This window comes from Caulobacter sp. GW821-FHT10C03 (assembly GCF_059415485.1).
The window spans coordinates 18,646-30,812 of record NZ_JBWKNI010000008.1; the positions used below are offsets into that span (position 1 = coordinate 18,646).

13 protein-coding genes are annotated in these 12,167 nt (G+C 66.6%); 5 read left to right on the top strand and 8 right to left on the bottom strand.

Going from position 1 to position 12,167, the window contains the following annotated elements; translation table 11 throughout:
* Positions 1-67 precede the first annotated feature (67 nt).
* From AC07NG_RS12530 to AC07NG_RS12550, 5 genes are all read right to left on the bottom strand, one after another.
* On the bottom strand, positions 68-2,065 hold the full coding sequence (locus AC07NG_RS12530; RefSeq protein WP_494594334.1) for a serine hydrolase: 1,998 nt from the start codon (positions 2,063-2,065) through the stop codon (positions 68-70).
* 250 nt (positions 2,066-2,315) lie between these two features.
* Positions 2,316-2,909, bottom strand: coding sequence for a class I SAM-dependent methyltransferase (locus tag AC07NG_RS12535; protein ID WP_494594335.1), 594 nt, complete (start codon positions 2,907-2,909; stop codon positions 2,316-2,318).
* A 106-nt stretch (positions 2,910-3,015) separates the two neighbouring features.
* The gene (locus AC07NG_RS12540; RefSeq protein ID WP_494594336.1) at positions 3,016-4,518 is read right to left on the bottom strand and encodes a serine hydrolase; all 1,503 of its coding nucleotides are present in this window, start codon (positions 4,516-4,518) and stop codon (positions 3,016-3,018) included.
* Between the two features lie 80 nt (positions 4,519-4,598).
* Positions 4,599-5,312, bottom strand: a complete 714-nt coding sequence (locus AC07NG_RS12545; protein ID WP_494594337.1) for a helix-turn-helix domain-containing protein — start codon at positions 5,310-5,312, stop codon at positions 4,599-4,601.
* Between the two features lie 242 nt (positions 5,313-5,554).
* The gene (locus tag AC07NG_RS12550) at positions 5,555-5,677 is read right to left on the bottom strand and encodes a hypothetical protein (protein WP_494594338.1); all 123 of its coding nucleotides are present in this window, start codon (positions 5,675-5,677) and stop codon (positions 5,555-5,557) included.
* Between AC07NG_RS12550 and AC07NG_RS12555 the strand changes: the two genes are divergently transcribed.
* The 3 genes from AC07NG_RS12555 (at position 5,676) to AC07NG_RS12565 (ending at position 9,551) form a co-directional block, all read left to right on the top strand.
* Positions 5,676-5,828 carry a hypothetical protein gene (locus tag AC07NG_RS12555; RefSeq protein WP_494594339.1) on the top strand — a complete coding sequence of 51 codons (153 nt, stop codon included), beginning with the start codon at positions 5,676-5,678 and terminating at the stop codon, positions 5,826-5,828. The genes AC07NG_RS12550 and AC07NG_RS12555 overlap by 2 nt on opposite strands.
* Positions 5,829-5,992: 164 nt before the next feature.
* Positions 5,993-7,507 (top strand): ATPase domain-containing protein, encoded by a 1,515-nt coding sequence (locus AC07NG_RS12560; protein WP_494594340.1) that lies wholly within the window; start codon positions 5,993-5,995, stop codon positions 7,505-7,507.
* Complete coding sequence (locus AC07NG_RS12565; RefSeq protein WP_494594341.1) at positions 7,485-9,551, top strand: hybrid sensor histidine kinase/response regulator; 2,067 nt, start codon at positions 7,485-7,487, stop codon at positions 9,549-9,551. The genes AC07NG_RS12560 and AC07NG_RS12565 overlap by 23 nt, the downstream gene beginning before the upstream one ends.
* 56 nt (positions 9,552-9,607) lie before the next feature.
* Here AC07NG_RS12565 and AC07NG_RS12570 read toward each other — a convergent pair whose 3' ends face one another.
* Both AC07NG_RS12570 and AC07NG_RS12575 read right to left on the bottom strand, forming a co-directional pair.
* Positions 9,608-9,901 (bottom strand): hypothetical protein, encoded by a 294-nt coding sequence (locus AC07NG_RS12570; protein ID WP_494594342.1) that lies wholly within the window; start codon positions 9,899-9,901, stop codon positions 9,608-9,610.
* A complete protein-coding gene (locus tag AC07NG_RS12575) occupies positions 9,864-10,136 on the bottom strand; it encodes a hypothetical protein (RefSeq protein WP_494594343.1) in 273 nt (90 codons plus the stop codon). Before AC07NG_RS12575 ends, AC07NG_RS12570 begins: the two co-directional genes overlap by 38 nt.
* 316 nt (positions 10,137-10,452) lie before the next feature.
* Between AC07NG_RS12575 and AC07NG_RS12580 the strand changes: the two genes are divergently transcribed.
* Both AC07NG_RS12580 and AC07NG_RS12585 read left to right on the top strand, forming a co-directional pair.
* Complete coding sequence (locus AC07NG_RS12580; RefSeq protein WP_494594344.1) at positions 10,453-10,743, top strand: hypothetical protein; 291 nt, start codon at positions 10,453-10,455, stop codon at positions 10,741-10,743.
* A gap of 96 nt (positions 10,744-10,839) precedes the next feature.
* On the top strand, positions 10,840-11,184 hold the full coding sequence (locus tag AC07NG_RS12585) for a CsbD family protein (RefSeq protein WP_494594345.1): 345 nt from the start codon (positions 10,840-10,842) through the stop codon (positions 11,182-11,184).
* Positions 11,185-11,245: 61 nt separating this feature from the next.
* On the opposite strand, the gene AC07NG_RS12590 is transcribed toward AC07NG_RS12585, so the two are convergent.
* Positions 11,246-12,163, bottom strand: a complete 918-nt coding sequence (locus AC07NG_RS12590; protein WP_494594346.1) for an NAD(P)/FAD-dependent oxidoreductase — start codon at positions 12,161-12,163, stop codon at positions 11,246-11,248.
* Positions 12,164-12,167: the final 4 nt, after the last annotated feature.

Genomic DNA, 12,167 nt, shown 5'->3' on the forward strand with positions numbered 1-12,167 from the left:
AGGCAAATGTCCGCAAATGGCGCTGCCTTGCCTCGTCCGCCAACTCGATGACGGCGTATAGTGGAGGCTAATGGCCGTTTTCGTCCTCGCGCTTCTCCACGAACCGGTACGCGCTGGGCGCCTCGCGTATAATCAGACCTCGTCCTTCGGAAGTGTCGGCGACTTCGAATTCATAGCCGTCGGCGCCCGGCGTAATTGTCACCAGGGCGATGCCGCCGTCGTCAGTCTTATGGCTGGCGACTTCGCTAGCCCAGCCGCCGAAGTCGAACACCGTCTTATCGCCCTCGCGCCGGACGACAAGATCGCCCAGGTCGGCATTGGCGTAACGCCCCGCGAGCCCGTTGACGATCGCGCGGTCGGCGGGCGCGGTCAGGATCCTGCGGCCTTCGCCGCGGCTGGCCCTGAAGGTCTTGCCGTAGTTGGCCAGATCGGCCGCCGCCCTAGGTTCGCCGTCGAACAACACCTCCAGCAGTCTTCGCCGGAACGCCGAACGTAGCGCCGTGCCAGAGTCAGCGTTGGTCAGAATGACCGCGCCGACGCCTTGATTGGGCAGCCAGATCATGTCGGCGCGATAGCCATACTGCGTGCCGCCGTGGTGAATGACCGGCACGCCCCAAATGCGGTCGATCTTCAGGCCCATACCGTAATATTCGTCGCTGCCTTCGGTGACCTGAGGGGTCCGGCGCGCCAGCAGCGGGCCCTCGGCGATATAGCGCTCGCCGTTCGGCAACCGCCCCTTGGCCAGTTCCATGCGCACGTAACGCAACATGTCCCGCGTCGTGCTCCACTCGCCACCGTCCGGACGCGATGGAATGCCGGCGGCGTTGAGGCCCATTACGGCGACCTGCTGGCGGCCATCAATGTCGAGGGCGTGCGGTGCGGCATGGTTGCCCGCCAGCGCCTTGGCGTAGTCGAAGGTGGTGCGTGACATGCCCAGCGGATCGAACACCAGCGCCTGCATGGCCGCATCATAGGCCGCGCCGAGCTCGCGATCGGGCTCGCGCACGTGGGCGCCCAGATAGCCGCCTGAAGCCGCCAGCAGATTGGAGTATTGGTAGAGGTCGCCAAAGCCGCTGGTCGGCTGCATGGTCGACAGCCAAGTCAGGACGGTTGACGCCTGGGCCTGGTCGCCCTGGAAGATCCACGGCAGGTCTTGGCGCGGCAGGCCCGTGCAGGCGCAGACCAGATGCTTGACGCGCACCTTGGCCGTCGTGGCCGTGTCGCCCAGGCGAAAGGCCGGCCAAAGCGAAGAGACTGGGGTGTCCCAATCCATCTTGCCTTGCTCGACCAGCTTGGCCAGCATCAGGGTTGTCAGGGCTTTGCCGTTCGAGCCGATCATGAAGGCGGTGTCGGCGTCGACGTTCTCGGGCTTGCCCAGTTCGCGCACGCCAAAGCCGCCTTCGAACAGGATCTTGTCGTCCTGGATCAGCCCGAAGCCGACGCCGGGAATGTCGAGCTCGGCGCGCGCGGTTTCGATCAGGTTCTTCAGGGCCGCCAAGCGGGTCGCATCGATCTTGTGGGCCGGTCGCCCAGCAAAAGACTCGCGCGCGTAGCCTGCGGGCAGCAGCTTGCCGAGGATCACCTCAACCTGGGAATCGCGCTTTTCGAGCACCTCATCGGTCATGTCGTGGAGCACCACCGTCCATTGGTCGCCGTTCCGCAGCGCCCGGACCCAGATCGTGCGCGCTTGTCCGGCCGGCGCCCGGTAGTTGTAGACGCGGATCTGATCCCAGCCGTCGCGAACAGGGCGATCCTTCGCGCCCGCCCAGGCTGGCGCGGCGGCAGGACGATAGGCCGCCCAGGCGGCGGCCACCGCCGCGTCGGCCTCACCGCCGGTCGTATCGGAGACCAGGATCGAGGAGCCGCTCTCGGGCGCGTCCAGACGGATCACGCCGGCGGCTTTTTGGACGGACCATCCTCGCGGCGCGACCAGGCCTGTCCCGTTCAAGGTTTTGAGTGGCGTGTCGGCCGCCATCACAGAGGCGGCGATCGTATTCGGAGAGGGAAGAGCCCGGGCGAGGCCGGGCGCAGTGGCGATGACGCCTAGGGCTGCGACAAAGGCCATTTCACGCCATCGGGTGCGACGCTTGCCGAAGCTTGGGCTGGCACGCAGAGCGATTGGAGAGTGGCGCACGATGGCCTCAATGTCAGGGGTTGCTGAACGCTCGGGCCAGGCCCGCTGGTGGGCCCGGTCTTAGATCGGGCTGGACAGGAAGCTGTGTCATCCGGCGATGGGCGATCAAGTTACAAGCCTGAAAGGTAGAGGTGCGGGGCAGGGGTGTTGCCCATCGGCGCAACCCATCGCTGGCGCGTCCTCAAGCCTGCGTGTTCTGCAGTGGCGCGACCGCGTCGAAATAGTCGTTGCCGCCCTCGTCTATAAAATGGCCCGACAGGGCCAAACCCGCCTGGTCCAGCAAGTGTCGATATTCCGCCTCGCCCAGCGACAGCGACGGACGCGCCGTCAGCGTGTCCGACCATTCGCAAGCTTGGCGCGGGGCGCTGAACAGAAAGCGGCCGCCAGGCTCCAGTGTCCGCGCCACGCGGTTGATCACCTGGCGCTGATCTTCGGCCGGCAACAGAAACAGCAGTCCGATCGCGACCGCGCCATCGAATTTTCGCTGGAACAGGCCGCTCGTCTCCACGGGTTCACAGGCGACCTCGGCGAAAGGAAATCGACGGCGAAAATCCGCGACCAGAATGGGAGAGGCGTCGACGCCGAAGACCTGGAATCCGTCCTCGAGCAACGCAGCGGAAATCGGGACTCCAGAGCCACAGCCTACGTCGAGTACATCGCCGCAGGGCGGCAGCTGTTTGGCCCATCGGCGCACGGTGTCGGCGCCGATGGGCGATCGCATTTGCATGAACCTCTGCGCGACGGCGTTCCAGCCGTGGGAAGGATCGATGGGCATGGGTCACATCGGCGCGGTTGAAAGGTGAGCCCATCGGAGCCGAGGCGCGCAGCCTCCAACGCTCGTCGTGGAGATGACGGAGGCTCCGTCCGCGGTCCTGCCGTGGTCAATCGCGCACAAAGGTTTCGCCTTCGAAGGTCAGGCGGTCTGGTCCATCGAACAGTATTGTCTGGCCCTGTAGAGGCACAAGCTCCACCCGGACGGTCTCGGGCTTGGTGAAGGCTTCGGCCAGATCCGACATCACCCCGATCCGGACCCTCATGCGATCGCCCTCTTGCGTGACCGCGATCCGTCCCATGGCCGCGTTGGCGTAGGTTCCGACGTAGCTGTCCATCGGCCGGGAGAGCGACCAGGGCCGGGTGGCGCGTTCGGCGCGAGCCGCCGCCAGGCCGGCCAGTCGCTTGTCGCGGCGGGCGGCCAGTTCCGCCAGTTCCGCATCGTAGTGCGCCTCCAGATCCGGACGGCCCGCGAACCTGTCGTAGACATAGTCCGCCACCAGATCCGCCAACTCCCCGGCGATGAGATCTTCGTTGGCCATCACCGCCACGCCCAGCTTGCGATCGGGCATGAACGAGACATGGGCGCGCGAGCCGGCGAAATTGCCGAAATGGTGGATCAGGACGTCATCGCCATAACGCCCCGTTTGCCAGCCCAGGCCGTAGCCGTCACGGGTGTAGGGGCCGAAGACCACCTTCTGGCCGACGACCGAACGGTGGGTCGAGTCCACCAGTCCGACGGGGAACAGGCGCCGGCCGTCCAGGACGCCGTCATTGATCTGGATCTCCAGCCAGCGGGCCATGTCGCCGGCGGTGGAGACCAGGCCGCCCGCCGACTGCAGGGTGGCGTCCGTCTTCTGGAGCCGGCTGGGCTCCAGGGCGCCGGTTGGGCCGGGCACGTGGCCGGACGCGACGACGCCCTTCCTTCGAGCCTTGGAAATCCAGGCGGTCGTGTGGGTCATGCCCGCCGGCGCCAGGACGTCGTCGGTGACGAGCGCCCGCCAATCGCGGCCGAACCGCGCTTCGATCAGGGTCGTGGCCAGATTGTAGCCGGTGTTGGTATAGCGGAACGTCCCATGGGGCGTTGTGGCGCTCCTGACCGTTCGAGACAACAGGGCCTGCATCAGCTCCGGGCTTTGCTCGCCGGAGAACGCGGCCCGGAAGGCGATCGAAAGGTTTTCGACGCCGGAGCGGTGGCTGAGCAGGTCGGTCAGGGTAACCGTGCTAGCGATATCGGGCGGCAAGGACGTGGCGCCGATCCAGTCGGCCAAGGGTACGTTCAGATCGAGGTCTCGTCGCGCCGCCATACCGCCGATCGCCAGGGCCGTGAACGACTTGGTGGCCGAGGCGATGTAGAAGCCCGTTTCGGCGTCGACAGGAGCGCGGGTGTCGACGTCGGCAACGCCATAGCCAGCCGTGATCACCGCCTTGTCGCCGTCGACGACAGCCAGGGCCAGGCCCGGCACGACGCTGACGCGCGCCATCGCCTTGCGCGTGAAGGCGTCGATATCCTTGGCTTCTGGGCTGGCGTGCGGCGCGGCCAAGCCCAAGGTCGCGAAACTCCACAGGCCAGCGGCCAGTAGAAGCGCGATGGGTATTCGATAACGGGTCATAGGGTCTTTCGAAGTTGGCTGGATCGCTTAGCCAAGCCATTCGGCGCCGCCGACGTCTTGAACCGATGAAACCGTCGGCCTCAGCGCCTAAGCAGGCGCCGCAGCGCGCCAGGCGACCAGCCGGAGGTGGCCGTGACGGCGCGGGTCATGTGCGCTTGATCGGCGAAGCCGGAGGCGTAGGCGACCTCGGCGAGAGCGAGATCCGAGCGAATGATACGATCGATCGCGCTGGCTACCCGCCAATCCTGGCGAAACTGCGCGGGCGGGCGACCGAAGGCGGCCCGAAACGCCCTCGCAAAGGCGATTGGATGGCGCTCCATGTCCCGAGCCAGTCGCGCGATCGGGGTCCGGGGCGTTTCGACCAGCCGATGTCGCGCCTCGTTGAGCCACGCCGGTATGCAAGCGGGCCGATCAGCACCGTGCTGCGCCCCCCAATCCCGACCGTCCTCGGCCGCCGCCTGCTCCAAGAACGTTTGCCCAGCCTCGCGGCTGCTGCACGTCGCCACTTGATAGCGATGCGGGGGCGTCGCGCCGGCGTCGCCGTGAACAGACAGGATGAGCGCCCCAGCCGTGCCGAACAGGTTTTGATGTTCGAAGCCGCTGGGCTTGCGGCTCAAGCTGACCCTATCGACGGCAAGCGAACCGTCGAGACTGTCCTCGACATAGTCGCCGGCGAGCAGCAGCGACACTTGCCAGCAACCATGCCGGTGAGCGCGAGATTCTTCGCCGGGCTCATAGTGGCTCAGGACCAGCCTATGATCTGACGACGCGGAAAGGATCGTGCTGATCGGCATGTGACAATGGCCTCCAAGGACTAGAGGCTTGATCGACGCTGTTTGGAGGCGCGGGCTTGCTCTTTAATTTCAGCACCGTCGCGGATTTACGAGAAAGACGCGCGACGAGTCGTCTCGTCGCCTGCCGGCCTCCAGGCCTGAAAGTGATGTTTCCGGAGTTATGGTCTGCCGTTGGCGCGACCCAGGCAAAGTGGAATCTGAACCGGCTACTGCAGTCCTTTGATCTGTATTAGCCGGAGGCATCAGTCAGCGAGGCGCGGATAGTCGGTGTAGCCCTTCTCGCCGCCGCCGTAGAAGGCCGCCGGATCAGCGTCATTGAACGGTGCGCCCGTGCGCAGGCGCTCGACGAGGTCAGGATTGGCCATGTTCAGCCAGGCCGGCAAGACCGGCCTCGACATGGACGCCCTGGGTGAACAGATGGCCGCCGAGAAGGCGCGGCTGATCGCCAGCTACAAGCCCGGCGGCCTGCCCGTTCCCGAAACCGCGACCCAGGGCACGACCCTGGCGGCCCACTAGGTCTTCCACGTCCTGTCCAGGCGAGACGAGGCGACGGGAAACCGTCGCCTTTCCTTTTTTGGACGCTCCTGGGCGCAGACATTGCGCCACGCTCTGAAACTGAACCTTACGCCCCGTGTTTCACCAGGTACGCGCGCGGGTGGCGCGTCGTTTGCGGAGCCAGCATGTCAGAAGCCTCGGTCGAAAATCATAACGTCCGGGTCAGCACCGGCGTGCCTGGCCTGGACGACATCCTCGGCGGCGGCCTGACCCGCGATCGCATCTATCTGGTGGAGGGCACGCCAGGGTCGGGCAAGACAACCTTGGCGTTGCAGTTCCTGCTGAAGGGACGCGAGGTCGGCGAAAGCGGGCTCTACATCACCCTGTCCGAGACCGACGCCGAACTGCGCGCCGCGGCCGCGAGCCACGGCTGGTCTCTCGACGGGATCGCGTTGTTCGAACTGGTCAGCGAGGAGGGCCTGGATCCCGACAGCGAGCAGTCGGTTCTGCATCCCTCGGACGTAGAGCTTGGCGAGACGACACGCGGCGTGATGCGGCAGGTCGAGCAGACCAAGCCGATGCGGGTGGTCTTCGACAGCCTGTCGGAGATGCGGCTGCTGGCCCAGAATCCTCTGCGCCACCGTCGGCAGATCCTGGCGCTGAAGCACTTCTTCGCCACGCGCAAGTGCACCGTGCTGCTGCTCGACGACCAGACGGCCGAGGACGGCGACCTCCAACTGCACAGCATCGCCCACGGCGTCATCAGCCTGCAGCGAACGACCCAGGAATACGGCGCGCAGCGCCGCCGCCTGGAGGTCATCAAGATGCGCGGCATCAAGTATCGCGGCGGCTTCCACGACTTCGAACTGGATACCGGCGGCATCCGGGTGTTCGAACGATTGGTGGCGGCCAATCACCCGGCTCATTTCGACCAGCAGATGGTCTCGACCGGGGCACCGGGCATTGACGCCCTGATGGGCGGCGGCCTGGCGCGCGGCACCAACACCCTGATCAGCGGCCCTTCGGGCGTCGGCAAGACCACGACCTCGGTGCGGTGCGCCCTGACCGCCCTGGAGCGCGGCGAGACCGTCGCCTACTACCTGTTCGACGAAGGCCTGACGACCCTGCTGACGCGCTCGAAGGCCCTGGGCATTGACCTTCTGCCGCATCTGGAGGCGGGTCGGTTGCTGATCCGCGCCATAGATCCGGCGGAGCTGTCGCCCGGCGAGTTCGCCTTCCATGTCCGCGACGCCGTCGAGCGTCAGGGGGCGTTGACCGTCGTCATCGACAGCCTCAACGCCTATCTCCAGGCCATGCCGGGGCAGAAGTTCCTGCTCCTGCAGATGCACGAGCTGCTGACCTACCTGAACCAGCAGGGCGTGGTGACGCTGCTGATCCTGGGCCAGCATGGCTTCATCGGCGAGGTCCGCAGCGACATCGACCTCAGCTATCTCAGCGACGGCATCTTGCTGTTCCGCTTCTTCGAGGCCGCCGGTTCGGTGCGCACGGCGATTTCGGCGGTCAAGAGCCGCACCGCAGCCCATGAGAAAACCATTCGTGAAATCCGTCTCACGCACGCGGGAATCGAAGTCGGCGAAGCGCTGACCGACTTCCAGGGCGTGATGACGGGCTTGCCGTCCTATGAGGGCAAGGTCGGCATGCTCGGCGAGGGACGCGGTGATCGGCGCCCGGATGGATGAGCCTTTCCTGATCCTGGCGCCGCGAGGACGAGACGCGCCGGTCATCGCCGAAACCCTGGCCAATGTCGGCCACGCCTCGCGGATTTGCGCGGACCTCACGGCGCTCACGCAGGCGCTGGGAGACGGAGCCGGCGCGGCCGTGCTGACCGAGGAAGCCTTGGCCCAGGGGGCGACGGATGCCCTGACCGACTGGCTGGCAGGCCAGCCCGCCTGGTCCGACTTTCCCTTCATCGTGCTCGTCACCAAGCAACCAGGAAAGCGGACGCAAGCCGACGCGGCGCGCCTGCAGGCGATCGGCAACATCGTGCTCTTGGAGCGGCCGATCAACGCCGAGACCCTGATCAGCGCCGCCCATTCGGCCATCCGCGCCCGCCACCGCCAGTATCGTGCGCGCGATCATCTTTTCGCGCAGACGAAGGCCGAGGAGCAGTTGCGCTTCGCCCTGGAGGCGGGGCGGCTGGGCGCATGGGATCTTGATCTCGACAGCGGATCGCTGACGATGTCCGAGACCGCGCGCGGGCATTTCGGGCGCGATTTCGACCGTGTCCTCTCGCTCGCCGATGTGGAAGCGGCCGTGCATCCGGATGATGCGGCCTCGCGCAGAGGCGCGTTGGAGGCGTCCGTCTCGCGCGGCGAGAACTACGACGCCGAATACCGTGTCGCCTGGCCTGACGGGTCTTGGCATTGGCTGCAGGTGAGGGGGCGGCTCAATCGTCGGCGTGCTGAAGAGCCGCGCCGCCTGTCTGGGGTGACGCTAGACATCACCGCTCGCAAGACCGTCGAGGCCGAGCTGCGGCTGCTGAACGAGACGTTGGAACAGCGCATCGCCGACAGTGTCCGCGACCTCAAGATCGCCAACGAGCGACTGCTGGCCGAGATCAGCGAGCGCGAGCAGGCCCAAGCCGCGCTCGTCCAGGCCCAGAAGATGGACGCCATCGGCCAGCTGACCGGCGGCATCGCCCACGACTTCAACAACCTCCTGACCGCCATCGTCGGCAATATCGACATGATCGAGCGGCGCAGCCAGGACGCCCGGATCCAACGCATGGCGGTCAACGCCCGCGAAGGCGTCGAGCGGGCGACCAAGCTCACCGCCCAGCTCCTGGCGTTCTCGCGCAGCCAGCAACTGGACCTGCAGCCGATCGAGGTCGATGCGCTCATCGCCGGCATGGACGATCTCCTGACACGAACCCTGGGCCACACGGTCGAGGTGCGGATGGCGCTGGACGCCGGGGACGCCCGGGCCAAGGCCGACGCCAACCAGCTCGAACTGGCCGTGCTCAACCTGGCCATCAACGCCCGCGACGCCATGGGCGAGGGCGGTATGGTGACGATCTCGACCCGGCTGTCGGACGAATGGCGCGAGGGTCTCCAGCCGGGCGATCACGTCGTGTTGGCTGTCGGCGATAACGGTCATGGCATTCCGCCCGAGTTGTTGCAGAAGGTCTTCGATCCCTTCTTCACGACCAAGAGCGTCGGCAAGGGCACGGGGCTGGGCCTGAGCCAAGTCTACGGCATCGCCACCCAGTCGGGGGGCGCGGTCCGGATCGACAGCACCGTCGGTATGGGGACCACAATCGAAATCTGGCTGCCCGTTACCGACGCGGCCGAGCGCGTGCGTCCCAGCGACCTGGCGCCTGAGGAAACGCCGCTCAGCCAGGGAGAGCGCATATTGGTGATCGACGACGATCCCAGCGTTCGCCGCTTCATCGTCCAGTGCCTGCGCTCCCTCGGATACCGCGTCACCGAGGCGACCGGCGGGCAGGAGGGGCTGCAGCGGCTCGCGAGCGACGCCCCGGACCTGCTGGTGGTGGATTTCGCCATGCCGGGCATGAACGGCGCGCAGGTGGCGACGCGCGCCAGGGGCGTGTTGCCGAACCTCGGCGTGCTTCTCGTCACCGGCTACGCCGACGCCGCCGCTATCCGGGATCTCGTCAATTCCGAAGCGGTTCTGCGCAAGCCGTTCAAAGTCAGCGACCTGGCGGTTGCTGTGCGCTCCGCGCTGACGGGGACGAAGTTGAAGCCGGCTCCTTCATTGGGATGACGGCGAGGGGCTCGGTTGGAAGATCCTGGCACCCCGCACAGTCTTCGGCATTCGGATCAGCGTCGCCGAGCGGGCAGGTACTGGCCGCCGGCCAGCGTCAGTTTCCAGCCCGACCGGGTTCGTTCCGCGAGGCCAAGCGCCGTCAGGCTTTGAGCGTCGCCTATGTTGAGCTGAATCTCCGCGCCCTTGGTGCGGCGGTCCAGCTCGCGTAGCGACTGGAGCTGACCGCTCGTCAGGTGAAGCGGGCCAAGATCGATTTCCTCGTCCGACCGGATCAGGCGGAGATGGGCGGGGGGCAGGTCGATAGGCCGTCTACTCCTGCTGTCGATGTTTGGATTTGAGGGTTTCAAGAGCGATCTCCATCTTCTGCTGTCTGTGGATCACCAGCCGCAAAAGCACCGCTCGCGCGGGGCTGGTGTCGGGCTTAGCGAGTTCCTGGCGCGCGCCTTCGACGATGCGGCCACGATGGCGATGACCCAGGCGCCAGCTTTCCATTCGGACCTCGCTAGGCGAGTACCAGATGAAGCGGCGCATCGCGGTGGCGAGGATGGGAAAGCGCTTGATGAGCCCAATCAGCGTTTTCATCCTGGCGACACGCTCGGGCGGGCCGGGCCGATCTGTGGTCGTTTTGGCGCGCCCGTGCGGTCCCCGCGCTGATGACTCGGGATCTGGGGCATGGATTGTCCTGATCGACGCTCTGGAGGCGAGCTTCGCTGTTTTCAGTCACGGCGCGCGCCAGCGGCGTAATATCGAGTATGCGCCTTGGCGCTGTAAATAGATACATTGACCTCAAAAGGAAAATCCAAAGCTCAGGTTCAATTTCTGGCGTCCATGGAATGTTCGATAAACTTGCCGCGTAATGAGCGCGCGGTCCGGCGGGTTGATCATGTTAGGCTGCGAAATGAACGAGACCGAACGTGACAGACTGGCCCGCGATCGGGCCGAGGCCTATGCGCCACCGCCCGCTGGCGGCGCCTTGATGGCCGGCGTCTGCGGGGCAGCGCTCGCCCTGCTGGGTGTCATCGTCGCGGCGCGGTTCTATGGTTGGCTCGTGCGTGATTATATCGGCTTGGCCGCGATCCTGGTCGTGGGAGGCTTCGTCGTCGTCTGCGGCGGCTACCTTCGGCTGGCGCGCACGAACCGCAGGGCGCGCCGCGCCGAACGCCTCCTGATCGATCGGGAGCACCGATAGGTCTCCCTGCGCACAACCGTGAATATTCCCCGGAACGCCCATCGGGCTCGCGGATTGGTGTCTCGCCGCGTTCGGCGGCAGGCAAAGGACAGACCGATGGACGACCAAGTTACAGGCGTCGCCCGCCAGGGCGTCGGCCGGGTTCAGGACGCCGTCGGCGGGTTGACCGGCGACAGCGCCACCCAGATCAAGGGCAAGTTCAACGAAGCGGCCGGCAGCGCCCAGCAGACCTACGGCAAGCTGAGCGAGGGCGTGCGTGACACGCTGGAGGGCGCGCTGGAAACGGTGCGCGGTGAAGTGCACGAGCGTCTCGACACCATCGAGACCTACGTGAAGGACAAGCCCCTTCCGGCCGTGGCGATCGCCGCGGTGGCCGGCATCGTGCTGGGGCTGCTGCTGCGCGGCGGCAGCAGGACCATCTATCTGCGCGATCCGCGCTAGGTCGCTGACGGGCGAGGCTCCGGGGCGTTCCTGGAGCCTCGCCAGCTCGGTGCAGGCCCGCTCAGCGGAGGAACGGCGCCCGCTTGGCCAGATCGTTTCGCAGGGCCGTGGCGGCGACGCCGGCCTCGCCCATGGCGTGGCTGATCTGGTCCAGGCCCATTACGACGTCGCCGGCGGCGTAGAGGCCCTCGATGCTCGTGCGCTGACGGACGTCCACCTTGATGCAGCCGTCTTCCGTGATCGCCGCGCCCAGGCCGCGAGCCAGATCGGAGTGAACCTCCGATCCGAGCGCCGGATAGACCGCATCGAAGCGCAGGCGTCCCCTGGAACAGGCCAGGCTGATACTGTCATCCTCCAACGCGAAGTCCCCCGCAGGGCCGGCGATGCGCCTGACCCCGATCTCATCGAGCCGCCGACGTTGGCTCTCGTCGAGGCCGTCGTCGGCCTCCAGCGCGATCAGCGTGACGCTGGTTGTGTAGGCGCGCAGAAACTCGGCCTCGCCCGCCGCGCGGGCGCCGCCACCGATCACCGCCACCCTCTGGTCGGTCACTTCATAGCCGTCACAGACGGGGCAGTAGCGCAGGCGCCCCTGCGCGAGCGCCTGGCCATGCAGCGTCTCGTCCATCGGCGGCCGGCGATTGGTCACCCCGGTCGCGAGCAGGACGGCGCGGGCTCGGAACGCGCCGGTCGAGCAGCGGACGAGGAAGTCCTCGGGCGCGATCTCCAGCGCCTCGACCCGCGACGACATCATGCGCGCGCCGTACAACTCGGCCTGCTCGCGCATGCGCGCCAGTAGGGCCGGGCCTGATATGCCGTCGGGAAAGCCCGCATGGTTGCGGGTCAGCGGGATCAGCGCGGCGCGGCTGTCGCCGGCGTCGACGACGACCACCGACAGGCGGAACCGCGAAAGATAGATCGCGGCGGTCAGGCCCGCGGGCCCGCCGCCGACGATCAGGCAGTCGATCCTTCCGTCACTCATGCAG